Annotated in this window: 20 protein-coding genes; 9 read left to right on the top strand and 11 right to left on the bottom strand. The window is 71.7% G+C overall.

What is annotated here, in order from left to right; translation table 11 throughout:
• Nucleotides 1-4: 4 nt before the first annotated feature.
• The gene (locus L3Q67_RS37945; protein WP_499186232.1) at nt 5-502 is read left to right on the top strand and encodes a DnaJ family domain-containing protein; all 498 of its coding nucleotides are present in this window, start codon (nt 5-7) and stop codon (nt 500-502) included.
• On the opposite strand, the gene L3Q67_RS37940 is transcribed toward L3Q67_RS37945, so the two are convergent.
• Nucleotides 468-1,124, bottom strand: coding sequence for a VldE C-terminal domain-containing protein (locus L3Q67_RS37940; protein ID WP_499186231.1), 657 nt, complete (start codon nt 1,122-1,124; stop codon nt 468-470). The two genes, L3Q67_RS37945 and L3Q67_RS37940, sit on opposite strands and share 35 nt — an antisense overlap.
• 258 nt (nt 1,125-1,382) lie before the next feature.
• Here L3Q67_RS37940 and dinB point away from each other — a divergent pair, with 258 nt between their 5' ends.
• The 4 genes from dinB (at nt 1,383) to L3Q67_RS37920 (ending at nt 6,125) form a co-directional block, all read left to right on the top strand.
• Entirely contained in the window at nt 1,383-2,579 is a 1,197-nt protein-coding gene (dinB, locus tag L3Q67_RS37935) for a DNA polymerase IV (RefSeq protein WP_499186230.1), read from the top strand.
• A gap of 541 nt (nt 2,580-3,120) precedes the next feature.
• Nucleotides 3,121-4,335 carry a sensor histidine kinase gene (locus tag L3Q67_RS37930; RefSeq protein WP_499186229.1) on the top strand — a complete coding sequence of 405 codons (1,215 nt, stop codon included), beginning with the start codon at nt 3,121-3,123 and terminating at the stop codon, nt 4,333-4,335.
• A complete protein-coding gene (locus L3Q67_RS37925) occupies nt 4,332-4,985 on the top strand; it encodes a transcriptional regulator (RefSeq protein WP_499186228.1) in 654 nt (217 codons plus the stop codon). The genes L3Q67_RS37930 and L3Q67_RS37925 overlap by 4 nt, the downstream gene beginning before the upstream one ends.
• A 93-nt stretch (nt 4,986-5,078) precedes the next feature.
• Nucleotides 5,079-6,125 carry a glycosyltransferase family protein gene (locus L3Q67_RS37920; protein ID WP_499186227.1) on the top strand — a complete coding sequence of 349 codons (1,047 nt, stop codon included), beginning with the start codon at nt 5,079-5,081 and terminating at the stop codon, nt 6,123-6,125.
• Here the strand turns inward: L3Q67_RS37920 and L3Q67_RS37915 are convergent.
• The 5 genes from L3Q67_RS37915 to L3Q67_RS37895 all read right to left on the bottom strand — a co-directional run bounded on the left by L3Q67_RS37915 (nt 6,100) and on the right by L3Q67_RS37895 (nt 15,212).
• The gene (locus L3Q67_RS37915; RefSeq protein ID WP_499186226.1) at nt 6,100-11,565 is read right to left on the bottom strand and encodes an ATP-binding protein; all 5,466 of its coding nucleotides are present in this window, start codon (nt 11,563-11,565) and stop codon (nt 6,100-6,102) included. The two genes, L3Q67_RS37920 and L3Q67_RS37915, sit on opposite strands and share 26 nt — an antisense overlap.
• Before the next feature lie 143 nt (nt 11,566-11,708).
• Nucleotides 11,709-12,407 (bottom strand): transcriptional regulator, encoded by a 699-nt coding sequence (locus L3Q67_RS37910; protein ID WP_499186225.1) that lies wholly within the window; start codon nt 12,405-12,407, stop codon nt 11,709-11,711.
• Nucleotides 12,404-13,582: a sensor histidine kinase gene (locus L3Q67_RS37905; protein ID WP_499186224.1), complete on the bottom strand. Its 1,179-nt coding sequence runs from the start codon at nt 13,580-13,582 to the stop codon at nt 12,404-12,406. The genes L3Q67_RS37910 and L3Q67_RS37905 overlap by 4 nt, the downstream gene beginning before the upstream one ends.
• Before the next feature lie 13 nt (nt 13,583-13,595).
• Complete coding sequence (locus L3Q67_RS37900; protein ID WP_499186223.1) at nt 13,596-14,309, bottom strand: hypothetical protein; 714 nt, start codon at nt 14,307-14,309, stop codon at nt 13,596-13,598.
• A gap of 3 nt (nt 14,310-14,312) precedes the next feature.
• A complete protein-coding gene (locus L3Q67_RS37895; RefSeq protein WP_499186222.1) occupies nt 14,313-15,212 on the bottom strand; it encodes a P-loop NTPase family protein in 900 nt (299 codons plus the stop codon).
• Between the two features lie 263 nt (nt 15,213-15,475).
• On the opposite strand from L3Q67_RS37895, the gene ku reads away from it, so the two are divergent.
• Both ku and L3Q67_RS37885 read left to right on the top strand, forming a co-directional pair.
• On the top strand, nt 15,476-16,333 hold the full coding sequence (ku, locus tag L3Q67_RS37890) for a Ku protein (protein WP_499186221.1): 858 nt from the start codon (nt 15,476-15,478) through the stop codon (nt 16,331-16,333).
• A gap of 60 nt (nt 16,334-16,393) precedes the next feature.
• Complete coding sequence (locus L3Q67_RS37885; protein WP_499186220.1) at nt 16,394-16,585, top strand: hypothetical protein; 192 nt, start codon at nt 16,394-16,396, stop codon at nt 16,583-16,585.
• A 5-nt stretch (nt 16,586-16,590) separates the two neighbouring features.
• On the opposite strand, the gene L3Q67_RS37880 is transcribed toward L3Q67_RS37885, so the two are convergent.
• Nucleotides 16,591-17,067, bottom strand: coding sequence for a universal stress protein (locus L3Q67_RS37880; RefSeq protein ID WP_499186219.1), 477 nt, complete (start codon nt 17,065-17,067; stop codon nt 16,591-16,593).
• 203 nt (nt 17,068-17,270) lie between these two features.
• Between L3Q67_RS37880 and L3Q67_RS37875 the strand changes: the two genes are divergently transcribed.
• Nucleotides 17,271-18,545: a glycoside hydrolase family 16 protein gene (locus L3Q67_RS37875; RefSeq protein ID WP_499186218.1), complete on the top strand. Its 1,275-nt coding sequence runs from the start codon at nt 17,271-17,273 to the stop codon at nt 18,543-18,545.
• A gap of 458 nt (nt 18,546-19,003) precedes the next feature.
• Here L3Q67_RS37875 and L3Q67_RS37870 read toward each other — a convergent pair whose 3' ends face one another.
• Nucleotides 19,004-20,254 (bottom strand): SGNH/GDSL hydrolase family protein, encoded by a 1,251-nt coding sequence (locus L3Q67_RS37870; protein WP_499186217.1) that lies wholly within the window; start codon nt 20,252-20,254, stop codon nt 19,004-19,006.
• Between the two features lie 154 nt (nt 20,255-20,408).
• Here L3Q67_RS37870 and L3Q67_RS37865 point away from each other — a divergent pair, with 154 nt between their 5' ends.
• Nucleotides 20,409-21,512 carry a J domain-containing protein gene (locus L3Q67_RS37865; protein WP_499186216.1) on the top strand — a complete coding sequence of 368 codons (1,104 nt, stop codon included), beginning with the start codon at nt 20,409-20,411 and terminating at the stop codon, nt 21,510-21,512.
• Between the two features lie 2 nt (nt 21,513-21,514).
• Here L3Q67_RS37865 and L3Q67_RS37860 read toward each other — a convergent pair whose 3' ends face one another.
• Genes L3Q67_RS37860 through L3Q67_RS37850 form a run of 3 tightly spaced genes read right to left on the bottom strand, consistent with a single transcriptional unit; the run spans nt 21,515 to nt 25,780 of the window.
• Nucleotides 21,515-23,032 carry a hypothetical protein gene (locus L3Q67_RS37860; protein WP_499186215.1) on the bottom strand — a complete coding sequence of 506 codons (1,518 nt, stop codon included), beginning with the start codon at nt 23,030-23,032 and terminating at the stop codon, nt 21,515-21,517.
• Nucleotides 23,029-24,981, bottom strand: coding sequence for a hypothetical protein (locus L3Q67_RS37855; RefSeq protein WP_499191742.1), 1,953 nt, complete (start codon nt 24,979-24,981; stop codon nt 23,029-23,031). Before L3Q67_RS37855 ends, L3Q67_RS37860 begins: the two co-directional genes overlap by 4 nt.
• Nucleotides 24,982-25,024: 43 nt before the next feature.
• Nucleotides 25,025-25,780, bottom strand: a complete 756-nt coding sequence (locus L3Q67_RS37850) for an aminotransferase class IV (protein WP_499186214.1) — start codon at nt 25,778-25,780, stop codon at nt 25,025-25,027.
• Nucleotides 25,781-25,873 lie beyond the last annotated feature (93 nt).

Raw genomic sequence — 25,873 nt, 5'->3', positions numbered from 1 at the left:
TGGGGTGACCGAACGCAAACCGCCGGGGGTCGACTTCGAGAGCTGGGTGGACCGCCAGATCCGGACCGCGCAGGAGCGCGGCGATTTCGACGACCTGCCCGGCGCGGGGAAGCCGCTGCCGGGGCTGCGCGGGCCCCGCGACGAGCACTGGTGGCTGAAGGACTACCTGCGCCGGGAGGGGGTCTCGGCGGGTGCGCTGCTTCCGGAGTCGCTCCTGCTGCGCAAGGAGCTGGAGCGACTGCCGGAAGCGGTGCGCGAGCTGCGCACCGAGCGGGAAGTCCGTGACCACGTGCGGGTGCTCAACCGCCGGATCGCCGAGTGGATGCGGATGCCCACCGGGCCGCAGGTGCCGGTGGGCCTGGCCGACGCCGACGAGGTGGTCGAGCGGTGGCGAGCGGAGCGGGTGGCGGTCACGCCCGCCACCGAGCCGGAGGCGACCGTTGAGCCACCGAAGCGCCGGAGCTGGTTCAGCAGGTCACGTCGACGTCGGCGCCGGACTTGAACGAAACGTGCACGTGGTCGAAGTGGTTCGCGGTCTCGCCGCCGCGGTCCTCCATCATCGACCAGCCGCTGCCGTCGTTGTAGCGCTGCCGCCAGATCACGTAGGTGACGCCGAAGGCCTTCCGGTTCTGCAGGATGTAGTCGGCGATTTCGTTGCCTTCGGCGGTGCCCACCATGAAGTCCAGTGCGAGGCCTTCGGGGTGGTCACTGGCGCCGGAGCGCCCGGCGGCGCCACCGATGTCGTCGACGCCGAACTTGGCCTTGATGTGGTTGCCGACCTGGGCGACGTGGGGCTTGGTGCCTTCCAGGGCGGTGCCGCACTTCTCGGGTTCGGGGGTCTTCTTCTCCGAGGTGGTCTCCGGCGGCGGGGTGGTCGTGGTGACCGCCGACGACGACGGGGGCGGGGTGGTCGTCGTGGTCGTCGGGGCGGGCGGGGGACTGGTCAGCGCCGGGGCGGGGAGGGCGGGGGGTGGTGGCTGGACCGCGAGGGCGACCCCGGTCTGCGGGGACTCCCACGGGCCGCCGGTGAGCCACACCGGCACCACGAGCACGGCTGCCACGCCCGCGCCCAGGCCGGCCGGCATCTTCCACGACGCGACCTTCTTGCGATGTCTTCCTGACATTTCTGCTGCTCACTCACTGGTTCGGGGGTACCGGTGGGTAGCTCTGCACGAGAGCCGACGGCAACATTACGAAACGGCTACGGCAGAGTCACGTCCGAGTGTCGAGTGCCACAAAACTGTTGAGCAACCCATTCGTGCTGTATACGTCTGCGCACGTAGAACGGTTTTCTGTGACGTTCCGGCAACTCTGTGCGATCGCGACACGAATCGAACAGGTGAGCGAATGTCGTCGATTTCGCGGGGTTCGGATGCGAACATGTGTTCGTGCGAACCGAGGCCACCATCCTGCACGCGGACCTGGACGCGTTCTACGCTTCCGTCGAGCAGCGTGACGACGCGAGCCTGCGCGGGCGGCCGGTGATCGTCGGCGGGGGAGTGGTGCTGGCGGCCAGCTACGAGGCCAAGGCGTGCGGTGTGCGCACCGCGATGGGCGGGTGGCAGGCGCGGGCGCTCTGCCCGGACGCGGTCGTGGTGCCGCCGCGGATGAAGGCCTATTCGGCGGCCAGCAAAGCGGTGTTCTCGGTCTTCCGGAACACCACGCCCCTGGTCGAGGGGATCTCCATCGACGAGGCCTTCCTGGACGTCGCCGGGCTGAAGCGGCTGCGCGGCGAGCCCGCCGACATCGCGGTGCGGTTGCGTGAGGACGTGCTGCGCGAAGTCGGCCTGCCGATCACCGTGGGCGTGGCCCGCACCAAGTTCCTCGCGAAGGTGGCCAGCGCGGTGGCCAAGCCGGACGGGCTGCTGGTGGTGCCGCCCGGCGGTGAGCTGGACTTCCTGCACCCGCTGCCGGTGGAGCGGCTCTGGGGTGTCGGCCGGGTCACCGCCGAGCGGCTGCACTCGCGCGGCATCACCACCGTCGCGCAGGTCGCGGACCTGGCCGAGGGACGGCTGGTGTCCATGCTCGGCCGGGCGGCGGGGCACCACCTGCACGCGCTGGCGCACAACCGCGACCCGCGCCCGGTGCGCGTCGGCAAGCGACGCGGGTCGATCGGTTCCCAGCGCGCGCTCGGCAGGCGGCCGCGCACCGCGGAGGACCTCGACGCCATCCTGCTCGGCATCGTTGACCGGCTCGGCCGCCGCTTGCGGGCGGCGCACCGGGTGTGCCGGACGGTGGTGCTGCGGCTGCGCTTCGCCGACGGTTCGCGTGCCACGCGCTCGCACACGCTGCCGGAGGCGACCGCCGGCACGCAGGTGGTGCTGTCCACGGCCAGGGAACTGCTGGCGGGCGCGATGCCGATCATCGAGAAGCAGGGCATCACGCTGCTGGGCCTGTCGCTGGCGAACCTGGACGACGAGAACGCGATCCAGCTGACCCTGCCGTTCGGGAAGGCTGCGGAAGGCTCACTGGACGCCACCCTCGACGACCTGCGGGAACGCTACGGCGCGGCCGCGGTGACGCGAGCGGTGCTGCTGGGGAAGGACCAGGGGGTGCAGGTACCGCTACTACCGGACTGACGCAGACGGCTCTGCGGCGGCTGGCTTGGAGCGGCGATCTGCCCTCCCTCACCGACAGCCAGCACCCGCCCCGGCCGCTTGCCCGGTGCCACCACCGCCGCCCCGTCCGAGCAGCCACCAACCAGTCGGGGGAGCGCTCGGCCCGAGCCACACATCGGCAGCCCTGTGCCTGGCCCCGGGCCTCGACGAACAGCACCACCGCGATGTGGAGGTGGGTGGCCGCGCTGGCTGCTCGTGGAGGGAAGGCGGAGGTAGCGCTGGGTGGCTGCGGGGTGGGGGTGGCGGTGGCTTGGCGCTGGATGAGCGGCCGGGGCGAGTGCTGGCCGTTGGTGGAGGGGGCGTGGAGGTAGCGCTGGGTGGCTGCGGGGTGGGGGTGGCGGTGGCTTGGCGCTGGACGAGTGGCCGAGGCGAGTGCTGGCCGCTGGTGGAGGGAATGCGGAGGTAGCTCTGGTTGGGCGGCGGTCATCCGGCCCAGTTGCCCGGCAAGGGGAGCCGTGCGCTGCCGGGGCAGGAGGTGGCCTGGGCCGTAGGGTGGGCTGTCATGGCGCGAGCGCGGTGGGGCGAGTGGTGGCAGGTCACCCGCTACACGTTGGTCACCGGGGCCGCCCCGCAGGCCGAGGTGTCCAAGTCGGTGGCGCTGCGCCGCTTGCGGGTGGTGATCTACTGCGCCATCGGGATCTGGGCCGCGTTCGTCGCCGCGCTCACGGCGCCGCCGTGGGTGGAGGGGACGCCGCTGGTCTTCCCGCTCGCGCTCCTGGTGCTGGCCCCCGCGCTCGTCGCCATCCGGTCGCCGTTGTGGGCCTGGCGGCTGGTGCTGGTACTGATCGCCATCACCCCGCTGGTGCACCCCGGCTCGGTCCGCCAGTGGGGCTGGGCCTGGTCCCCGGGCCTGGCACTGGTCACCGCGCTGGTGCTCTACGTCGTGGCCGAGAGCCACACCCAGGCCGTCGTCGCCCGTGTCGCCGTGGTGACCGCCGCCTTCCTGCCCTTGCACGTCGGCGACTGGCGCGACTGGCTGATGCTGGTCGTGCTGATGACCGTGCTGCTGGTCCTCGGCAACACCGTCCGCCAGCGCCGGATCGCCGAACGCCAGCGCGCGGCCTCGGCGACCAGGAACGCCGTGTTCGCCGAGCGTGCCCGCATCGCCCGCGAACTGCACGACGTGGTCGCCCACCACATGTCGGTCCTCGCCCTGCGCACCGACTCCGCGCGCTTCCGCTTCCCCGGGCTGTCCGACGACGTCCGGACCGAATTCGCCGAACTCAGCGAGACCGCCCGCGAGGGCATGGTCGAAATGCGCCGCCTGCTCGGGGTGCTCCGGGCGGAAGGGGCCGACGCCGAACCGACCGCACCCCAGCCCACCGCCGCCCAGATCGCCGAGCTGGCCGAACGGGTTCGCTCGCTCGGCATGGACTGCGAACTCGACGTGCGCGGCGGGTTCGACGACCTGCCCGCCGGCGTCGCGTTGTCGGTCTACCGGATCGTCCAGGAAGCGCTGAGCAACGCGGCCCGGCACGCGACCGGCAGCCGGGTCGTGGTCGAACTGGTCGCCCACGGCGACGCCGTCGGGGTCACCGTGCGGAACTCCGCCGGCGGTGGCGTGCCCGAGCGCGGTGGTCCGGGGCACGGCCTGCTCGGCATGCGTGAGAGGGTCGCCATGCTGGGCGGCACGCTGGAGGCGGGTACGACCGGCGACGGCGGGTTCCGGGTGGCCGCGCGGCTGCCGGTGGGGGAGCGGGAGGGCAGCGAGCCTTGATCACCGTGGTCGTGGCCGATGACCAGACGATGGTCCGGCAGAGCTTCCGGGCGGCGCTCGACGCGCAGGACGACCTGCGCGTGCTCGGCGAGGCGGCCGATGGCGCCGCCGCCGTCGAACTCTGCGCCCAGCTGCGGCCGGACGTCGTGCTGATGGACGTCCGCATGCCGGTCATGGACGGGCTGGAGGCCACGCGCCGAGTCCTCGCCGGCCCCGCCCCGGCGTCGAAGGTGCTCATGCTGACCACCTTCGACATCGACGAATACGTCTACGGCGCGCTGCGGGCCGGGGCCAGCGGTTTCCTGCTCAAGGACGCGCCGCTGGACGACCTGGTCACCGCGGTCCGCGTGATCGCCGCGGGCAACGCGTTGTTCTCGCCCTCGGTGACCCAGCGGCTGGTGCGGGAGTTCACCGCGCGCGGCCCGGCGCTCGAAGCGGGCTCGCGGGTCGGCGAGCTGACCGAGCGCGAGACCGAGGTGCTCCGGCTGGTCGCGCAAGGACTGTCCAATGTGGAGATCGCGGCCGAGCTGGTGATCGCCGAGCAGACGGCGAAGACCCACGTCAGCCGCGTCTTCGCCAAACTCGGCGTGCGGGACCGCGCCCAGGCGGTGATCGCCGCGTACGAAGCGGGCGTGGTGGTACCCGGGTAGTACGCGCCCGCCGGGACGGTACCGGGGGAGCAGCCGGGAAACCGCTCCCCAGCCGGACGATCGCGGCCCCGGACTCCGGCATCGTCGGGCCTCGTGAAAGCACTGATCGCACTGGTGTCGGCCGGACTGGGGGCGACCGGGCTGCTCTGGTGGGTGCTCGACCGCCCGCTCGGCGTCGACACCGCCGTCTACCGCGCGGGTGGCTGGGCCGTCCTGCACGGCGAACCGCTCTACGAGCACCTGCGGGCCCTGCCGGAGTGGACCCCGGAGCTGCCGTTCACCTACCCGCCGTTCGCGGCGCTGCTGTTCACGCCCTTCGCCACGCTGCCCGTCCAGCTGTGCTGGTCGCTGCTCGCGGTGACGGCGGCACCCGCGCTGCTGGTGACCGTCCGCGCCTTCACCGACGACCGCCGCTGGTGGCTGGTGCTCGGCGGGTTCGCGCTGTACCCGGTGTGGCAGGGCATCGGGCTCGGCCAGGTCAACCTGGTGCTGATGGCCCTGGTCGTGACCGATGTGCTGGTACTGCGGCAATCCCGTTACCGCGGACTGCTGATCGGGCTGGCCGCCGCGATCAAGCTGGTGCCGCTGATCTTCATCGGGCACCTGCTGCTCACCGGCCGACGGACGGCCGCGCTGCGGTCGCTCGGTGCTTTCGCCGCCGCCACCGCACTGGGTTTCCTGGTGCTACCCAAGGATTCCGTGCGCTACTGGACGTCCGCGATCTTCAACGACCACTTCGCGCAGATGAAGGGCTGGATCGGGAACCAGTCGTGGCAGGGGTTCGTCGCCAGGACCGCGCCGGAGGACTGGGGACTACCGCTGACCGCCGGGTTCTGCGTGCTGGCGGTACTCGCCTCCGCACTGGTGGTCCGGCGCCTGCACCTCGCCGGTGACGCGCGCGGCGCGTTGCTCACCACCGCGGGCTGTGCTCTGCTGGTGAGCCCGATTTCCTGGACGCACCACTGGGTCTGGCTGGTACCGCTGCTGGCCTTCCGGCCGTCGCTGCGGCTGCTCGCCCCGGTGTTCGCGCTGCCGGTGGCGATCACCGGCAACCTCTACCTGGTCACCGCGGTGGTCCTGCTCGGGGCCCAGGTGCGGGCCCCGAGCAGGCGGTTCACGCGCGCTCGATCGCTTCGATGATCTTCGGCCGCAGTTCCGCGGCGCTGATGATCGCGTCCACCGAACCGACCTCGACCGCGCGCTGCACGCTGTGCACCCGGTCGAACTCGGTGGCCACCTCGCTGAGCTTCTCCGTGCGGACCGACGAGCGGACCTCCGCGAGCCGCGTGGTCAGCGCGGCCCGCTCGGCACCGGTCGCCTCGGCCACGCGGGTCTCCAGTTCGGCCACCCGCGGATCGTTGGCCGTGCGGGAGTTGACGTCACCGGCGAAGACCACCGCCGCCGCCGGGGCACCGCCGATCACCGAGGCGAACGAGCCCTCCACGGCCAGCACGGTCATGTTCGGGTTCAGCGCCTTGGAGAACACCACGAACGCGCCGCCGTGGTACCGCGAGATCACGCAGAACACGATCGGGCCGTCGAAGTTGACGATCGCCCGCCCGATCTCCGCGCCGTACTCCAGTTGCAGCTTCCGCATCGACTCCGGCGAGCCGTCGAAGCCGGACAGGTTGGCCAGCACCACCAGCGGCCGGTTGCCGCTGGCCGCGTTGATCGCCCTGGCCGCCTTCTTCGACGACCGGGGGAACAGCGTGCCCGCGGTGTAGGTGTCCGGCCCGTCGGTGGGCGGGAAACCGCGCCGCGGCACCGACCGCGACTCGATGCCGAGCAGGCACACCGGCCGCCCGCCGAGGTGCACGTCCTGCACCGCGGCGGTTTCCGCGTCGGCCATGCCGGCCCAGCGCTCCAGCACCGGGTGGTCCTGGTCGGACACCGCGCGCATCACCGTGCGGATGTCGAAGGACTTCTTGCGATCCGGGTTGGTGGCCGGGGAGAAGATCTCGCCGACGGTGGTGAAGTCGCTGCCCTCGGCCTGGTGCGGGTAGCCGGTGATGTCGCGGTCGTGCGGGTCGGTGGTACCGATCGGCCGCGGCCCGGACTCGCCCGGCAGCACGTAGGTGTGGTCGTAGTAGGACATCAGCAGGCCGCACGCGGCGGCCAGGTTCGGTGCCCAGTACTGCGCCTGCCCGTTCGGGCCCATCACCCGGTCGTAGCCGCCGATGCCGAAGTTGTCCTCGGCCGAGACCCCGCCGGAGAAGTCCAGCGCCTGCTTGCCGGTCAGCACCATCGCCGAGTCCGGGGTCATCACCAGGATGCCCTTGGTGTGCATCAGCATGGTGGCTTCGGCGTTCCAGTAGGGCTGGGCGCCGACGTTGATGCCGACCACCACGATGTTGATCTCGCCGCCGTCCTGGGTGAAGTGCACGATCCGCTTGAGCGCGGCCGCCACCCAGTCCATGTTCTCGGTGCCCGAGCCCATCGAGATCCGCGCGCCGGAGGACAGCGCGTACCACTCCAGCGGCACCCGCAGTTCTTCGGCGAGGTCGAGTGCGGCGATCACCCGCGCGCACTCCGGCTCGGACAGCGCGCCCAGCGACTTGGTCGGGTCGCCGAGCAGCACCACCCTGGTCATGCCCTCGGGGTGGCGGCGGGTCGGCGTGGTGACCACCCCGGCCACGATCGCCGCGGAGTTCCCGCCGCGCGGGCGGTCCACCGGCACCAGCTTGCCGTCTTCGAGGTCGTACTCGGTGAAACTGCCGCCGTCGCCGGTGAGCAGGCCGGTCAGCTCGTACGGGTAGACGGTGCCGCGGCTGCTCGCGCGCAGCACCTTCTGCCGGTAGCTGTCCATCGGCTCGATCGGCTCGGTCTCCGGCACGCCCACGCTCATCCGCGCGCCGTGCCCGGCGTCGAAGCCGATCCGGAACGCGGCCTCGGTCAGCTTGCCGGTCTCCGGGTCACGGCGGCGGCCGACGAACAGGACCTCCTCCAGCCCGGCGCCCGCGGTGGTCGGCAGCACGCGCTGGGCGATGATGTCGACCTCGGCCATGGTCAGCTCGCTCGGCGGCCAGACGTAGATGAGGATCCGGTTGGTGCCCAGCCGCTTGCGCGCCGGGCGCTGCGACTGCACGGTGCGGATCGCGTCCAGGCAGGTGGCCAGCACCTGCTCCAGCGCGGGCAGCGCGTACAGCCTGCCCTCGCTGTCGCGCAGCGGGGTCAGGTCGCGGACCTGGGCCAGCGCCACCAGCCGCTCGTCGGCCGGGTTGGCCGGGGCCACGCACTGGAAGAGGTAGGCCTCCTCGTCCGGTGAGGGCAGGCGGGTCAGGTCGAAGTTGCTCAGCCGCTCCAGCTGCATCCGCTGCGCGATGCGCGGGTGCAGGCCGCGGATGAGGCGTTCCTCGGCGAAGCCCGCCGACGACGGCCGGAAGGTGAAGTGGTGGTGCATCACCGCGCCGCTGCGCCCGGCCACCGTGGTGGTCACCCGGCGGACCCGGCTCGGCAGGTCCTCGGCGGCGATCACCTTCCGCAGTTCCGCGGCCATCTCGTCGGCGTCCTCCGGCTGGCCGTCCCAGCTGAGGTAGAGATCGGCGACCAGGTCACCCTTGTCCGCCAGCGCGCGGACCGCCGCGCCCAGCGAGGTGAAGTCGACCGCGGTGGTCACCACGTGCGCGGCGCCTTCGGCCCGCTGGCTCTCGGCGACCACGAAGGTGCAGCCGCCCGCCTGCTCGGTGCGCACGTTCGACAGCCCGCGGTTGCCGTAGTACCGGCGGGTCAGCACTTCCAGCAGCGGCGCGTGGTCCACGCCGGGGCGGCCGATGCGCTGCCCGAGCAGGCGCACCAGTGGTTCGGTGCTGGCCACCATCTCGGCGATCCGCTCGGCGCGGTCCGGGGCGTCCGGGTGCTGGTCGAGGTGCCGAAGGTGCTTGCGGACCGAGGTGTAGACCGCGGCCCGGTTGCGCCGCAGCAGCGGCTGGGCGAACCAGGTGAACACCACGCCGCGGGCGAGGTCGGAGACCGCGGGGTAACGCAGCTGCGTGGCCGCGATGAGGTGCTCCAGCGCCGGGCCGGTGTCGTCCCGCAGGGTGCCGCCGGGAGGGCCTTCCTTGAGCCACTGCCGCAGGAGCGTGGCCACGATGTCGGCACCGGCGCCCGCGCGCTGCTGGGCCAGGAAAACGCGGAAGACCGCGGTTTCCAGCTCGGCCGTGCGCTCCAGGTCGCCGACCCCGTAGTGGCCGAGCACGGTGGACAGGCGGTCCTGGAAGGTCGCCGACACCCCGGCGCGTTCGACGTCCAGGCTCTGCAGGTAGGTGTGGAAGTACTCGCGCGGGCTGTGCACCCGGGAGTCCGGAGTGGACTCGTCGAGCGCCGGGCGGTTCCGGGTCAGCTCGGACAGGTCGGCGAAGACGGTGAGCAGGTCCAGCTCGCCCGCCAGCGGACGCCCGCCCGCCGCGACCAGTTCGGCGCGGGCGGCGAGGTAGCCGTTCAGCACGCGGCGGCCGTCGACCGGGTCCGCGTCGAAACCGAGCAGGAGGTTGCGCAGGTCCTCGAGACCACGCGAAACCCGGTCCTGCGCGGGCACCCCGGCCGGTTCGGCCGGCAGGTCGATCGCCACGCTGTCGGTGGCGTCGTCGGCCTGGGCGTCGTCGTCGCCGAGCGGTTCCAGGCGCAGCAGCGGCGCGCCGGTCTCCACCTGGCTGCCCACCGAGACCGCGCACTCCTTGAGCCGCGCGCGGAACGGCGCCCGCAGCACGGTTTCCATCTTCATGCTCTCCAGCACCAGCACCGGAGCGCCCGCCTCGACCTCGGCGCCGACCTCCAGTGGCGTGGCCACCACGAGCGCGGGCGCGGGGGAGCGGACGACGCCGCCCTCGTCGCGGCTGATCCGGTGCGCCACGCCGTCCACCTCGACCAGGTGGATGGGGCCGTGGCTGGCCGAGACCAGGCGGAACCGCTGCCCGCTGACGGTGATCTGGCCGGTGAAGCGGTCGAAGCGGTCGATCTCGACGTCGGCGGCGTGGGGTTCGCCGTCGCCACCGGAGACGCCGACGCGGAACCGCTGCGGCCCGACCCGCGAGACCTGCACCTTGTAGCCGGCGCCACGCAGTTTCAGCTCCAGCGGCCTGCCGCTTTCCAGCTGCACCTGCGGACGGCCGCCGTGCGCGGTGGACAGCAGCCGCTGCCGGGCGACGGCTTCCTCGTCTTCGTAGGCCTCGATGGCCGCGGCGGCCAGCGCGACCGCGGAGTTCTTGTGCGTGACCAGCCTGCCCTCGCCGCGGACGCGGTCGATCCAGCCGGTGTCCGCGGAGGCGTCGAGCACCTCCGGCTGCTCGAGCAGGTCGAGCACGAAGCTCTTGTTGGTGGCCCCGCCCTCGATGATCACCGTGGTCTGCGCCATCGCGCGCCGGAGCCTGCCCAGCGCCTCTTCGCGGTCGCGGCCGTAGGCGATGATCTTGGCGATCATCGAGTCGAAGTCGGCCGGGATGGTGTCGTTCTCGCTGACCCCGGTGTCCACCCGGATCCCGGGCCCGGCGGGCAGGTCGAGCCGGACGATGCGGCCGGGAGAAGGCGCGAAGTCGCGGTCGGGGTCCTCGGCGTTGAGCCGGGCTTCGATCGCGTGCCCCAGTTCGGCGGGCGGCTCGCCTTCGAGCTTGCCGCCCCCGGCCACGTGCAACTGCGCCTTGACCAGGTCGACGCCGGTGGTGGCCTCGGTGATCGGGTGCTCCACCTGCAGGCGGGTGTTCACCTCGAGGAAGGCGAACAGCTGCTCGCCGGGGTGGTACAGGAATTCGACGGTGCCCGCGCCGCGGTAGTCCACGGCGAGCGCGAGCCGCTCGGCGGCGGCTTTCAGTTCAGCAGTCTGCTCGGCGGAGAGCACCGGGGAGGCGGACTCCTCGATGACCTTCTGGTTGCGCCGCTGGATCGAGCAGTCGCGCACGCCCAGCGCCCACGCGGTGCCCTGGCCGTCCGCGATGACCTGCACCTCGACGTGGCGGGCGCCGGTGACCAGGCGCTCCAGGAAGACCACGCCGCTGCCGAAGGCGCGCTCGGCCTCCATGCTGGTGCGCTCGTAGGCTTCGGCCAGCTCCTCGGCCGAGTTGATCACCCGGATGCCGCGGCCGCCGCCCCCGGCGGTGGCCTTGAGCATCAGCGGGTAGCCGATCCGGCCCGCGGCCTCGATCGCGGCGTCCAGGCTCTCCACCGCGCCGCGGCTCCACGGCGCGACCGGCACCCCGACCTCTTCGGCGATCAGCTTCGCGCCGATCTTGTCGCCGAGGCGGCGCATGGCCTCCGGGCTCGGGCCGACGAAGGTGATGCCGAGCTTTTCGCACAGCTCCGCGAACGCCGGGTCCTCGGCGACGAAGCCCCAGCCGACCCAGGCGGCGTCCGCGCGGGTCTCGGTCAGCGCCCGCCCCAGCACTTCGAGGTCGAGGTACGGGCGCGCGGAAGCCGGGCCGAGGCAGTAGCCGATGTCCGCCTCCCGCACGAAGGTGGCCGTGCGATCCGCGTCCGTGTACAGGGCGACGGTCTCGATCCGCCTGCCGGTTTCCACGGCGAGTTCGCGGACGGCGTGGATGAGCCGCATCGCGGCCTCTCCACGGTTGACGATGGCGACACGACTGAACACCGAGCTGAGCCTCCCAAGTCCCGCTGAGTACCCGTAGCCTCTCGCACACCGGCGGGTGGTTCCTATGTCGTCATCGGCGCATGGCGAGGGCCTGCTTTTGTAGGAACCCGCCAAAGGACACCCGAGCGCAGCCGATGGCCAGCTCATTTCTTTGTGGCTGACCGACCACTTTCCGGTGTGAGGTTGGTCGCAGCGAGGCCGGCGAGCCCGTTGTCGTGCGCGAAGACGATCGCCTGCAGCCGGTCGCGCAGTTCGAGCTTCGGCAGGATCCGGGTGAGGTGGGTCTTCACCGTGGTCACGCTGATGAACAGCCGTTCGGCGATTTCGGCGTTGTTCAGCCCGCGCGCCACGAGCACCAGCACTTCACGCTCGCGCCCGGTCAGCCGGGCGACCTTCGGATCGGGCTCGCGCGGCGGTGCCCCGCCCAGTTCGCGCGCCATCATCCGGTCGATCACCGAAGGCGCGAGCACGCGGTCACCACGCAGCACGGCGCGCATCGCCACCAGCATCTCCTCGCCGCTGGCGTCCTTGAGCAGGAACCCGCCCGCCCCGGCGCGCGTCGCGGCGAGCACGTACTCGTCGAGGTCGAAGGTGGTGAGCATGAGGACCTTGACTTCGCTGTCGCGGGCGCAGATCAGCTCGGTGGCGCGGACGCCGTCGAGCACCGGCATCCGGACGTCCATCAGCACCAGGTCCGGCCGCAGTTCACCGGCGAGTTCGACGGCCTGCTCACCGTTCTCCGCCTCACCCACCACGGTCAGGTCGGGCGCGCTCGAAACCACCATGCGCAGGCCCCCGCGCATGAGCGCCTGGTCGTCGCAGATGAGGACGCGGTGGGTCAAGACGCCTCCAGCGGGAGTCGCGCGGTGACCCGGAACCCGCCGTCCCCGGCCGGTTCCGCGGTGAGCTCGCCCCCGAACATCGCCACTCGTTCACGCATGCCGAGCACACCGTAACCGCTGCCGTCCACCGCGCGTGCCCGCTGGACCCCGTACCCGCCGTCGTTGACCACCGACACCTCGATCTCCCGCGCGTCCTGTTCGGGACGCCCGAAATCCACGGTCACCGCGCAACGGGCGCCGGACGGCGCGTACCGCAGCACGTTGGTCAGCGCCTCCTGGACGATCCGGTGCACGGTCATCGCCGCCCCCGGTGACACCCCGCCGGTGCTGCCGAGCACGTCGAGCCGGGTGGCCACGCCGGCGATCCTGGTCTGCTCGGCGAGCCCGGCGAGCGCGTCCGGCCCCGGCTGCGGTTCGGTGCCCGTCCCGGTTTCCCGCAGCACGCCGAGCACGCGCCGGAGTTCGACGATGGCCTCGCGTCCGGTGCCGCTGATCGCCTTCAGCGCCTCGTCGACCGCGTCCGGATCCTGCCTGCCGAGCAGCCGCGCGCCCTCGGACTGCATCACCATGGTGCTCACCGCGTGCGCCACCACGTCGTGCATCTCGCGGGCGATCCGCGCCCGTTCCTCGGCGACCGCCGCCCGCGCCAAAGCGTCCCGCTTTTCCTGCGCTTCCCGCGCGCGCTCGCGGGCTTCGCCGAGTTGCTGCAACCGCACGCTCACCCCGTCCGCGACGGCGAGCGTCGCGATCAGGAACACCGTCAGCACCGCCAGCAGCACCGGCGTCGCCTGGGTGAGACCGCCGAGTTTGACCGACCACAGCGCCGAAAGCACCACGGTCGCCCCGACCGCGGGCCAGAACGCGCGGCGCGGCCCGTAGACCACCAGCGCGTAGATCAGGAAGACCAGCGAGAGGTTCGCCGGGAGCAGGGCGTCGCGCGTCCCGGTGAACGCGATCTGGCCGGCGAACACGGTCAGCGCGAACGCGATCGCCGCCACCGGGCGGGTGCGGCGGAACGGCACCGGCAGGATCAGCAGCCCGCTGAGCAACCGGACCGGCCAGTTCGCGTACGGCGAGAGCAGCACCGCGGGCAGGGACAGCAGCACGAGCAGCCCGGTGAGCAACCAGTCGGTCACCACCGGGCGTGCCCGCACCCAGGACAGCAGCCTCCGCACTCCGGCTACCTAACTACGCGTCGCGCTTCTTGGCGACCGAGATCGCGAGACCGAACAGCACCACCGCGAACGCGGCGAAGTAGGCGGCCGACCCCCAGTGCCCCAGTGGCCCGCCGTCGCCGCTCACCAGGTGCGCACCGGCGCGGAACGGCAGCCAGTCGCGCACGGCCGGGCCGAATTCCGGGATCAGGCCGAGCAGCATCTCGCCCTGGAGCACCCAGCAGAGCAGCAGGGCGAGCGCACCGGCGGTGTGCCGCAGCAGCACGCCGACGGCCACCGCGATCACCGCGGAGATCGCGTACAGCAGACCGGAACCGAGCACGGTCCGCCACTCGGCGCCCCCGGCCAGGCCCGCGGTGCGGTCCGGCGCCAGCAGTTCGGCGGTCAGCCAGGCGACCGGCCCGGCCAGCATCCCGGCCAGCCCGGCGGCCACGGCCACCACCACCGCCTTCGCCGCCAGCGCCGGCCCGCGGGCGGGCTCGGCCTGGAAGGTGGCGCGGATGGTGCCGAAGCGGTACTCGGTGGTCACCGCCAGCGCGGCGAGCACGACCACCACCGCCAGCGCGATCTTGGTGCCGCCCTGGGTGTCGGCCACCGACAGGTCGCCCTCCCCGGCGGTCGCCATCAACGCCGCGGTGCCGACCACGATGACGAAGGCGCTGATCAGGCACCACCACGGCGAGCGGGTGGAGAGCAGTTTGATGCGTTCGGAAACGAGCAGGTTCATGGTTCACGCCGCCTGGTACTCGACCGCGTCACCGGTCAGCCGGAGGAACGCCTCTTCCAGCGAGCCGCGCTGCGGGCTCAGCTCGTGCAAGGGGATCCCGTTGTCGAAAGCCAGTTCACCGAGCTTCGCACTGTCCACCCCGGACACGAGGAGGGCGTCGCCGTCCCGGGAGAAGAGCGCGCGTTCGCGGCCGAGCACGGCACCGAGCAGGTCGGTGCGCGGGGTGCGCACCCGCACCACGTTGTCGGCGGCGCGGGCGATGAACTCGTCGGTACCGCACTGCGCGATCAGCTTGCCGCGGCCGATGACCACCAGATCCTGCGCGGTGAGCGCCATTTCGGCGAGCAGGTGGCTGGACACCAGCACGGTGCGCCCGTCGTCGGCGAGCCGGTGCAGGAACTTGCGCACCCACAGCACGCCTTCCGGGTCGAGCCCGTTCACCGGCTCGTCGAAGAGCAGGATCTCGGGGTCGCCGAGGATGGCGCTCGCGATGCCGAGCCGCTGCGACATGCCGAGCGAGAACCCGCCCGCGCGCTTTCCCGCCACGTCCGTCAGCCCGACCATTTCGAGCACTTCCGCCGCCCGCCGCCGCGGGATGCCGTTCGCCGCCGCCAGCCACTCCAGATGGGCCTTCGCGGACCGCTGCGGGTGCACCCAGCGCGCGTCGAGCAGCGCGCCGACCGTCCGGAGCGGGTTCTTGAGTTCCCTATACGGGCGCCCGTTCACCAGCGCATGCCCGCCGTCGGGCCGGTCCAGGCCGAGGATGACGCGCATGGTGGTCGACTTGCCCGCGCCGTTCGGCCCGAGGAAGCCGGTCACCCGGCCCGGCCGCACGGTGAACGACAGGTCGTCCACCGCCTTCTTCGGGCCGTACCGCTTGGTCAGCCCGGTGGTCTCGATCATCGAAGCTCCTTTCCGCCTCGACGCACACCGTGCCGTCCGGCGTGGCTCCGGCGCGTCGGCGTGCAGGCCGCACCTCGTCGTCCGCGGAGACGACATCCGCGTACGACCGGGGGAGGACAGCGCTCGGGCGAGCCGGCATGAGGAACGCACGGTCGGAACGTGCGATACGCATGGTGATCAGGAGTTCCGCCGAGCACCCCTTACGGCGTAACGTTGAGCGGCAGGTATGCCGGTGGTGGCCGTTTACGGAGGGGTTGGACACGATGCGCGCGATGTGGAAGGGCTCGGTGTCCTTCGGCCTGGTCACGATTCCGATCCACCTGTACGCCGCCACGGAGAACAAGAACGTCTCCCTGCGGCAGGTGCACGAGGAGGACGGCGGCCGCATCCAGTACAAGCGGTTCTGCACCGTCGACGGCAAAGAGGTGCCCTACAGCGAAATCGCCAAGGGCTACGAACTCGACGACGGTGAGATGGTGGTGATCACCGACACCGACCTCGCCGAGCTGCCACTGTCCACTTCGAAGTCGATCGACGTGCTGGAGTTCGTGCCGCTGGAGTCGATCGACCCGATCTTCTTCGACCGGACGTACTACCTCGAGCCGCAGAAGTCGATGGCCAAGCCGTACGTGCTGCTGCGCGACGCGCTGCACAAGTCGGGGCACGTGGCCATCGCCAAGGTCGCGGTCCGCCAGCGGGAATCGCTCGCGCTGCTGCGCGTGGTCGGCGACGTGCTGGTGATGACCACCATGCTGTGGCCGGACGAGGTGCGCGCCGCCGACTTCGGGTTCCTGAACGAGGACCAGCCGCAGATCCGCGACCAGGAGATGGCCATGGCCGGCTCGCTGATCGACTCGCTGTCCGAGCCGGTGTTCGAGCAGGACAAGTACCGCGACCGCTACCGCGAGGCGCTGGAGGCGCTGATCGAGGCGAAGGCCGCGGGCAAGGAGACCACCGCCGTGGCGGCGCCCGCCGACGACGGTGAGGTCGTCGACCTGATGGCCGCGCTGCAGGCGAGCGTCAGCGAGGCGAAGAAGAGTCGCAAGACCGATATCTCTCCTGCGGAGACGGCCGAGAAGCCGAAGGCACGCAAGTCCACGGCGAAGAAGAAGAGCGCCTGACGACACGCCGAGCACGGGGTGGTGGGCGGCGTGCGGCCGGGCTGGTGGTACGAAGGAACGATGGAATGCGCGACCTGTTCCGCGGGTCTCGACCACTGCCACGGCACGCTGGTGCTGCACTTCGAGGCACAACCGGAGTGCACCGAGCCGGGGTGCGCCGATCTGGGCCGAGCCCGCCACCTGCTGATCATCGACTGCCGCAGCGTCTCCGGGGACTGCGTCTGCACGGAAACCCACCTGGTCAGCGCCTGAGGGCCTCACTCCCCGCGTACGACCACCACGGGGCAGTCAGCGTGCTGGATCACGCTGGACGAGGTGCTGCCCAGCAGTAGCTTGCTGAGCTTGCCGTGCCGGTGCGCGCCGAGCACCACCGCGGCCGCGCCGACCTCGGCGGCCAGCCGTACCAGGGTGTCGGCGACGGTCACGTCGTCGGCCACGGCGTGGCCGGTGGCGTCGAAACCGTGCTCGGACGCGAGCCGGGCACCCCAGGTGGCCAGCTGGTGCGCGGTTTCGTAGGCGGCCTGGTCCACCGCGAGACCGGTGCGGATGTCGGTGGAGGCCGGAGCGCCCTCCATGCCGCTGATCGGCAGGTTGAGCGGGGAGAACGCCTGCCCGGCTTCCCAGACGGTGACCACCAGTGCGCGCCGGGCGCCGAGCAGGGTGGCTGCCTCACGGATGGCGTGCTCAGCCGTGGGTGTGCCGTCGAAGCCGATGAGGATCCGGGCGTCGCTCATGATGCGTCTCACCGTACGCCCTCGGCATTCGGGTGCAACTCACCGACCACACCCTTGCAGGTTTCGTGCAGGACACGCATACTTTCGCCAGTCACAGCAAAAGTGATTCGTGCAGGCATCGTCGCCTCACCGTGCGTTGGCCTGCGAACTCTCCCTCCCCAGTAGTTCCCCCCGTAGTGCCACCGCAGTGAAAGGTGAGCGCGATGTTCGTTCGAAACCTCCCCCGCAAACGCAGACCCGGCCGCTGGGCCGCGGCGGTGCTCGCCGTCGTGGCGGGTGGCAGCCTCGCCGTCGCCGCGCCGGCCGGCGGCAGTCCCGCCCCGGCCGCCGCCGCACCACCGGCCACCATGGCGACGACCTTCGCCGACGAGTTCAACCTCCCGGCAGGCACCCCGGTCGACGGCGGCAAGTGGCAGCTGGAAACCGGCGACAACGTCAACAACCACGAACGGCAGTACTACACGAACAGCACGAACAACGCCGTGCACGACGGCCAGGGCAACCTGGTGATCACCGCGCGGCGCGAGAACCCGGCGAACTACCAGTGCTGGTACGGCCGGTGCGAGTACACCTCGGCGCGGTTGAACACCGCGGGCAGGTTCACCCAGGCCTACGGGCACTTCGAGGCGCGCATCAAGATGTCGCACGGCCAGGGCATGTGGCCGGCGTTCTGGATGCTGGGCAACAACATGGGCAGCGTCGGCTGGCCGGAGGCCGGCGAGATCGACATCATGGAGAACGTCGGTTTCGAGCCGTCCACCGTGCACGGCACCCTGCACGGGCCCGGGTATTCGGGCGCGGGCGGCATCGGCGGGGCGTACTCGATCGGCGGCCGGTTCACCGACGCCTTCCACACCTTCGCCATCGACTGGTCGCCGAACCGGATCACCTGGTCGGTCGACGGCAACGTCTACCAGACCCGCACGCCCGCCGATCTCGGCGGCAACCGCTGGGTGTTCGACCACCCGTTCTTCATGATCCTGAACCTGGCGGTGGGCGGGTACTGGCCCGGTGACCCGAACAGCAGCACGCCGTTCCCGAACCAGCTGCTGATCGACTACGTGCGCGTCACCAACGACGGCGGCGGTGGGTCGCCGGGCGGGCAGATCACCGGTATCGGCGGCAAGTGCCTCGACGTGGCGGGCGCGAACACCGCGAACGGCACGCCGGTGCAGATCACCGACTGCAACGGCAACGCCGCGCAGAACTGGACGGTCGGCGGCGACGGCAGCATCCGCGCACTCGGCAAGTGCCTGGACGTCTCCGGCGGCTCCACCGCGGACGGTGCCGTGGTCCAACTGTGGGACTGCAACGGTTCCGGTGCCCAGCGCTGGGCCACCCCGGCGGCGAAGGACATCGTGAACATCGCCGCGAACAAGTGCCTGGACGTCATCGGCAACAGCTCGGCGAACGGCAGCCGCACGCAGATCTGGACGTGCACCGGTGCGGCCAACCAGAAATGGAACATTCCCGCCTGACAACGGCGTCGCGGGAAGCAGAGGAGCAGGGCCGGGCAACCCCCGACCCTGCTCCGCCCCCCTTCGAATGTGGAACTCGGCCTCCCGAGTGCGGAGTTCAGCTGCCCGAACGTAGAACTCAACTGCACGAACGTAGAACTCGCCCGGAACCCGCCCCCGGCGAACCCCACATTCAGGCACCCGAGTTCCACACTCGCGCACCCGAACCCCACATTCGCGCAGCCCAGTTCCACACTCGTGCACCCGAACTCCACATTCAGGCAGCCGAACTCCACACTCATCAGGCCGAACCCGGGAGCCTGAAGACCAGGGGGCACCCAGGCCCCTCCCTCACCCCGGTCCAAAGCCCAGAACACGGCGGGGGTTCCGGTGTCAAGGCAAGCGTTCCCGCCTTGACACCGGAATCCCCGCCGTAGTCACAATGAAAAACCGGGGTGACCCCGACAAAACACCCGCTCCTAACGCACCAGCCGGTCGACAGGCACGACGGCGGCCATCGCGTCCATCCCCGCGTCGTTCGGATGCAGGTGGTCCCCCGAGTCGTAAGCGGCTCGCATGCGCGTGGGCTGCGCCGGGTCCGCGGTGGCCCGGTCGAAGTCGATGACCCCGTCGTACTCGCCCGAGGTGCGGATGAACTTGTTCAGCGCCTGCCGGTCCGCTTCGCCCTCCGGCGTGTAGTAACCGGCGCCTTCGAACGGCAGCAGCGTCGCGCCGTACACGCGCAGGCCCAGCGTCTTCGCCCGCGCGATGAACTGGCGGTGCACCGTGATCAGGTCCTCGGCGGCCACCGCGCCGCGCGTGCCGCCGATGTCGTTGATGCCCAGCAACAGCACCACCGCGCGCACACCGGCCTGCCCGCTGACGTCCCGGTCGAACCGCGCCATCGCGCTCTGCCCGGCCGGGCCCTGGTCGGTGAGCAGCCGCGCGCCGCCGATGCCGGTGTTCAGCACGCCGAACTCGGCCCGCTCCGGCCTGGTCAGCATCCGGGCGGCGACGCGGTCGGGGTAGCGGTGGTTACGGTCCACCGTGGTGATCGCGCCGTCGGTGATCGAGTCGCCGAAGAACACCGCCGAACCCGCGCTCACCGCCCGCACGTCCACCCCGTCGAGCAGGAACCACGACGTGCCGAGCGATGCGAAGCCGGTGCCCTCGGCGGCGGTCTCGTCGCCGGGTGTGGTCCAGTTCGTGGCGAACGCCGACCGGTGCTGGGTGAGCGGCCCGGTCGGGCCCGGCAGGTGCAGCGACACGCTCAGGTTCGCGCCGTCGGGCACGGACAGCTCGATCGGGTCGGACACCCATTCCGCGCCGATCGGGATCGTGGTCGTCCGCTCACCGCCGAAGCGGACCTGCCGCAGCGTGTCCTCGTCCACCCGCGAACCGCCCTCAGCGTGCTGCACGGCGACGGTGGCCGCGCCGATCGCCAGCGGCGCGGTGCCGAACACGTTGGACAGCCGCAGCCGGAGTTCGTCGCCACCGACGGAAAGGTGCACCACCTGGCGCAGCGTGGTGTCGGTGAGCCCGGTTTCGCCGGTGCCCGCGGAAGCCACGGTGACCCCGGTGGTCCACGAGCCGACCCACGCCGGTCCCGCCCGGCCTTCGGGTGCGGTGGAGGCGCCGGGCGCCGCGGTGAACAGGAGCACTCCGGTGGCCGCGAGCACCGTGCCGCGGCGGAGCCAGGAACGTCGGGACAAAACGCGAGCTGCTGGCATGCCGATCCCCTCAAGGCCGGTGGCTGCACTCCGGAACACGATTTTCCGGCGCCCGCCGATGATCGTCAACCGCCATCACGGCCGAACACCGTCGGCGGACGGTCGCGGCAACGCGTGTCCGGCGGCGGGCGCCGCGCCCGGACCGCATATCGTGTTGGCGCGATCGCAGGAGGTGCGCCAGACCGTGCAAGGGGTCGACTACTACGAGCTGCTCGGGGTTCCCGAGAGCGCGTCGGCGGCGGAGATCAAGTCGGCGTACCGGGCGCTGGCGAAAGCCATGCACCCGGACGCGGGCGGGAGCTCGGACTCGTTCCGGCAGCTGCGCGAGGCCTACGAGACCCTCGCCGACCCGGATCGGCGTGCGGAGTACGACTTCGGTGACCCGTGGGAGGCCGACGACGACCCCGAGCCGGTCCAGCCCGCCCGCTACCGCCGCTGGGAGTTCGAGGACGACTACGAACCCGTCTGCCCGCACATCGAGGCCGACGAGATCCCGTGGTGGCCGCTGGTCGACGCGCCGGGGGACCGGCTGCCGCGCGAGGGCCGCGGGCACGCGCCCTGGCTGCTGGTCGCGGCCGGCGGGCTGGCGATGTGCCTGCCGATCCTGCTGCCGCTCGACGTCACCGCGCCGGTGGTGGTCACCTGGGTGGTGCTCGCCGCCATGGTCAGCGCGGCGTGTGCCTGGCTTGTCCGCGGGTACGCCGCCGATGTCAAGGCGGAGAAGGAACTGACCGCGGAGTTCGGCGACGCCGCGGTGTTCGGCCGGACCGGTACCGACCCCGACCAGATCGGCGAACGGCTCACCGCCGAACTCCTGGACCGCTACCTGACCCGGCTGCCCGGCCTGCGCGTGTTCCACAGCCTTGCCTGGCCCGGCTCGGTGTTCGCCGACACCGACCACGCGATCCTGTCCGGCAGGCGGCTGGTGCTGATCGAGTCGAAGGTCTGGCCGCCGGGGCACTACGCGCTCGACGACCTCGGCGAGCTGACCCGCAACGGCAACCGCTTCCGCGGTGGCGGCACCAAGCTCCCCGAGGCGATCGCGGCGTTCCAGGACCTGTTGCCCGAGGTCGAGGTGCGCGGCGCGATGGTGCTCTACCCGAACCGGCCGGGCGAGATCACCACCGAGGACGACGACTGGCTCGCGCCGCCGATGACCCCCGAGCAGTTCGTCTGGGAGATCGGTGACTGGCTGGCGGAAAAGCCCGCGGCACTCGACCCGGTCACCTTCCGCGCGCTGCGGGCGCAGGTCGTCTGAGCTCAGCTGTAGGTCCAGTGACCGAGCCAGGCTTCGCGCCAGGCCACCGTCAGCTCGGCGATACCGTCCACTTCGGACTGGTCGGACTGGTGCTTCCAGGCGTCTTCGAGCAGCGCGCACATCCGCGACTCGCCCCGTTCGACACCGGTGCCGCCGAAGCGCTCCACCACCGCCCGCGGCACGCCCAGCTTTCCCTTGGCCCGCACCACGGACTGCTCGGTCGCCCGGCAGATCAGGTACTCCACCGACACCGCCGCCGCGTCCTCGCCGAGCACCTCGCGCAGCGCGCCGTGCAGGCAGTCCAGCGGCGCCGCCAGCCCGTCACCGGAGAAGGCGATCCGCCACGACACCCACACCGCCATGATTTCGCCCGCCAGCGGCGGCCGGTAGTCGAAGGCCGGGCCGAGGAAGGTCTGGTAGTCGCTGGCCGGGTGGGTGCGGTCGCGGTTGGCCGGTTCGTCGGGGATGGCTTGCAGGCCGAGCCGGAAGAACAGCTTGCGCAACAGTTCGTGCGGGCGTGATGGCACCGTGTCCGCCGAGAGCAGCTTCGTGAGGATCTTGTTCAGCCGTTCCGCGGTCACGCCCTCGATGGACAGCTGGAAGTGGATGAAGGCCAGGTCGTCGAGCGAGGTCCCGGTGCACCCGGCCACGCCCACCTGCGGATACCGCTGGAGGAAGGCGATGATCGCGTGCGTGGAGCCGACCCGGGCCGGTCCGGCGCAGGTCAGCGGAAGGCAGGTGCTCATCGGCTTGGAGCCGGTGGCCGGTCCGGTGCGCCGCACGTCCCGGCACACCTCGAACCAGTTGCCCGGCCGGTGCCCCGGCCGGGTGTCGGCGATCCAGAACCCGAAGCCGTAGTCCTCGCACAGCGCGCGCAGCCGGTCGCCCAGTTCCAGCCGCCGCTCGGCGGAGGCGTCCGGCAGCGCGATCGAGAACCGCACGGCCAGCGAGGAACACGGCGACGGCGACTCCTTGCGCGTGCGCAGGTCGTGCCCGCGGGTCTTCACCACGGTCGGCAGCTGGGCCGGGCACTGCAGGGTGAGCAGTGGCGCGCCGGCGACCCTCGTGGCGACCTCGGAGATCTCCTTGGTCAGGTCGCGGACCGCGATCCCGTGCCAGTCCTGCGCTTCGGTGGCGAGCCGGTCGATCACCACGAGGCCTTCGAAGGTGCGCGCCGACTCGTAGATGAACGTCGGGTTCGGCAGCGCGGTGTCGCGGAAGAGCCAGCCCTCGGCCAGCGGTTCCGGCCGGGCGCCGCCGCGCGGGCCGTCGGCCGGGTCCTGGCCCGGCCCGTCCGTCGCGGCCCTGGTGCGCGTGCCGATCACCACGCCACCGCCGTTCGCCGCCGAGCACAGGGTCTCCACGAAGACCGAGTCCGGCGACAGCGCCAGTTCGTGCAGGTAGCCCGGCCGCGCGGCCACGTGGTGCACCTCGTAGTCCACCTGGGTCAGCGACTGGCGCGCGATCTCGAACCCGGCCCTGGCCAGGTCGGCGATGGTGCGGATGGAGGGCTCGCTCATCGGAGACCACCCGCCGAGTCGAACCGGACGTTCGGCGGCAGCGGGGTACTGGCGATCGGCCCGTTCCCGGCCCACTTCGGCACGCCGATGCGGCTCAGCGGCATCCGCTCGTCCCGCCACGACCGCAGGCTGCACAGGATGAGCGCGGTGAGCACCGGCAGCGCCACCGCGATGGTGAGGAACACCTGCACCACCTCACCCCTGCTCTGCGCGGCGATCGCGGCGGCCAGCCCGGCGGGGGAGACGATGCACAGCTGACCCAGTGTGCGCGGCAGGGTCCGCAGGTAGGCGGCCACCGACCGGCGGGGCGGCAGGGTCAGGCGGGTGTAGAGGAAGCCGGGCACCAGCAGCAGCATGGTGATCACCGACTGCCCGTCGCCGACCTCGCCCAGCGCCTCGGTCGCCTCCCGCCCGTACGGCAGCGGGCTGCCCACGAGGAGCCAGCCCAGCACCCACACGGTCGCGGCGACCGCGAGCGCGTAGAACATGACGCTGCGCGGCCCCGCCTCGCCGGAGTCCTTGAGCACCAGCCCGGCGCGGATCCGCACCTGCTCGCCGTAGCCGCCCTCGCCCGCCGAGCGCCGCCAGTACGCCTGCGCCTGGTTGTCGGTGAAGTTGCCGACCACCACCAGGTCCTGGCCGAGTTCGCGGCGGCTGACCTCGTCGGCCGCCGCGAGCAGGTTCTCCCCGGTGACCTCGGGATGACGCAGCAGCGCGTTGTCCACGTCGTTGCCGGCCAGGCGCACCGCCTCGCCGGTGGTCGCGGCGGCGGCCAGGCGGTGGGTCACCGGCAGCGCGGACTCCGGCAGTTCGACGCCGGACCGGCTCGCCTCCCACCTGCGGCGCCGCAGCAGGTCGGCCAGCTTGCGCAGCACGGTCTGCGTCTGCAGTTCGAGGATCTTGCCCGCGGCGGTCTTCGTCGCGGCCAGCGGCCGCCTGCCCAGCGACCTCAGGTCGGCGGCCAGGCCGCGCGCCAGCGGGCCGTCGGCGTCGGTGGTCAGGTACATCCGGGTCAGATCCACCTCGGGCGCGGTCTGCACCACCAGGTGGTAGGACCGCAGCGTGGCCGGGATGACCGTGTCGTAGCGGGCGAAGTAGCCGCTGTGGCTGGCCCGTACCCGCCGCCAGTGCTCGGCGAACCGGCGTGGCCGGTCGGCGCTAACGTACAGCGGGGTCTCGTAGTTCAGCCGGTGCTCGTCCACGGCGTCGTCCAGCGCGATCACCAGCAGGTAGTCGCGGACGGCCACGTCGAGCAGCCGCGCGTAGTCCCGCAGCAGGTGCGCGTAGCCGTCCAGGATGCCCAGCGCCATGTCACGGCACTGCTTGCCGTGCCCGGCCACCATGCCCTCGGCGGGCGGGTGGGTGAACTGCTCGGCGGGGTGGTCCCGTTCGGTGAGCAGGGTGAGCAGCGCCCGCTGGATCAGCCAGCGCGGTTCGTGCAGCCAGAACAGGAACGCGCTGAGGTCCTGTTTGGGCGAGTTCGCGTTTTCGTCGCTGGCCAGGATGCCGCGCAGCAGGCGGTAGAGGCCGGAGGCGAGCAGCCGTGAGGTCTCGTGCTGGGTCAGGCGCGGCAGTTTCTCGCCGGCGCCGTCGTAGACGTCGACCGGGGAAACCCCGCTGCGTGGCAGCCGCGCGATCGGCACCCAGAGCGTGGTGCCGCCGGGCCGGGAAACCGCGCGTTCACCGTGTTCGCGGCCGATCAGGTGCTGCAGGTTCGCGGTGGCCTGCCGCTGGCCCTCGTCGAGCAGTTTGAGGCTGATGTCCACGTCGGTGGTGCGCCGCGCGGTGCCGTGCTCGACCACGGTCAGGCGCTCGGTCAGCCGCCGGACGTGGTTGAGCCGCAGCGCGGTGTCGAGCAGGGCCAGGCCGACCGCGGCGCCGTTGTGGGACAGGCGGGGCGGGGCGCCGGGGATCGGCACCGTCTCGATCGCGTGCCGCAGGCTCGCCATGCCGTCCACGCCGGACCGCCCCCCTCACCCTCGCGAACACCGTTCATCCCACATAGGTCGGCGCGGTGGCAAGTGCGTCGCGGAACCGGGTCAGCCGGTCGTGGTCCACCGGCGCGAGCGCGGGACCCGGTTCGCCGGTCCAGCCGGTGACCGGGCTGATCCCGTGCAGTGAGTTGACCGCCCAGACCTCGGTGCCTTCGAGGTCGGCGGGCAGCGCCCATTCCTCACTCAGCGGGATACCGAGCTCGGCGACGGTCACCGAGGGCAGCACCGGGAGGTTGCGCGCGGGCGCGCAGAGGTGGTCGCCGCGCCACCAGAGCAGCGCGGCGTTCGCGGCCTCCAGCACGCAGCCGGACTCGTCGAGCAGCAGCGCGTCGTCGGCACCGGTGTCCTGCGCGCGGGCCCGAAGTTCGGCGAGCATCGGCAGGTCCGGGCCCTTGATCCGGGGGTGGGCGCGGACGACCGGCTCCGCCGGGATCCAAAGGCGGGTTTCCGGGCGCGGCGGGGGAGCGGGGCGCAGCCAGAACACCAGCGAGCCGTCGGCGTGCGCCTCCACCCGCGGGAACCACCGCTCGCGCAGCGGCAGCTCGGCCACCACCGCCGCCCAGAATCTGTCCACAGAGGACTCATGGATCCTGGCGATGGTGGTGGCGCCCCTGGTGAACCGGGCGCGGTGCCGGCGCAGGCCACGCACGGCACCCCGGTCGAGCAGCCAGGAGTCCACCACCAGAGCGTCCGTGGACGGAACTTCCGTGGGCACCAAGCCGCCGGCCCACGTCCACCGGCGGCGATCGTTCACCAGGTCAAAATACTCGGGAGCGCCGCCAAAGTCTCGGCTCGGACGATCCCGGCTTCGGCCGGTGACAAGTGACACGGAGGTGGCTTTCGGAGC

This window comes from Saccharothrix sp. AJ9571 (assembly GCF_021725495.1).
GTDB classification, from domain to species: domain Bacteria; phylum Actinomycetota; class Actinomycetes; order Mycobacteriales; family Pseudonocardiaceae; genus Amycolatopsis; species Amycolatopsis magusensis.
This window is presented reverse-complemented; position numbering and strand designations above follow the sequence as displayed.

Coding starts and splice junctions, on each gene's coding strand:
- L3Q67_RS37940 (WP_499186231.1), bottom strand. CDS start 1,124: ATGTCAGGAAGACATCGCAAGAAGGTCGCGTCGTGGAAGATGCCGGCC.
- L3Q67_RS37930 (WP_499186229.1), top strand. CDS start 3,121: ATGGCGCGAGCGCGGTGGGGCGAGTGGTGGCAGGTCACCCGCTACACG.
- L3Q67_RS37900 (WP_499186223.1), bottom strand. CDS start 14,309: ATGAACCTGCTCGTTTCCGAACGCATCAAACTGCTCTCCACCCGCTCG.
- L3Q67_RS37895 (WP_499186222.1), bottom strand. CDS start 15,212: ATGATCGAGACCACCGGGCTGACCAAGCGGTACGGCCCGAAGAAGGCG.
- ku (WP_499186221.1), top strand. CDS start 15,476: ATGCGCGCGATGTGGAAGGGCTCGGTGTCCTTCGGCCTGGTCACGATT.
- L3Q67_RS37885 (WP_499186220.1), top strand. CDS start 16,394: ATGGAATGCGCGACCTGTTCCGCGGGTCTCGACCACTGCCACGGCACG.
- L3Q67_RS37880 (WP_499186219.1), bottom strand. CDS start 17,067: ATGAGCGACGCCCGGATCCTCATCGGCTTCGACGGCACACCCACGGCT.
- L3Q67_RS37875 (WP_499186218.1), top strand. CDS start 17,271: ATGTTCGTTCGAAACCTCCCCCGCAAACGCAGACCCGGCCGCTGGGCC.
- L3Q67_RS37870 (WP_499186217.1), bottom strand. CDS start 20,254: ATGCCAGCAGCTCGCGTTTTGTCCCGACGTTCCTGGCTCCGCCGCGGC.
- L3Q67_RS37860 (WP_499186215.1), bottom strand. CDS start 23,032: ATGAGCGAGCCCTCCATCCGCACCATCGCCGACCTGGCCAGGGCCGGG.
- L3Q67_RS37855 (WP_499191742.1), bottom strand. CDS start 24,981: ATGGCGAGCCTGCGGCACGCGATCGAGACGGTGCCGATCCCCGGCGCC.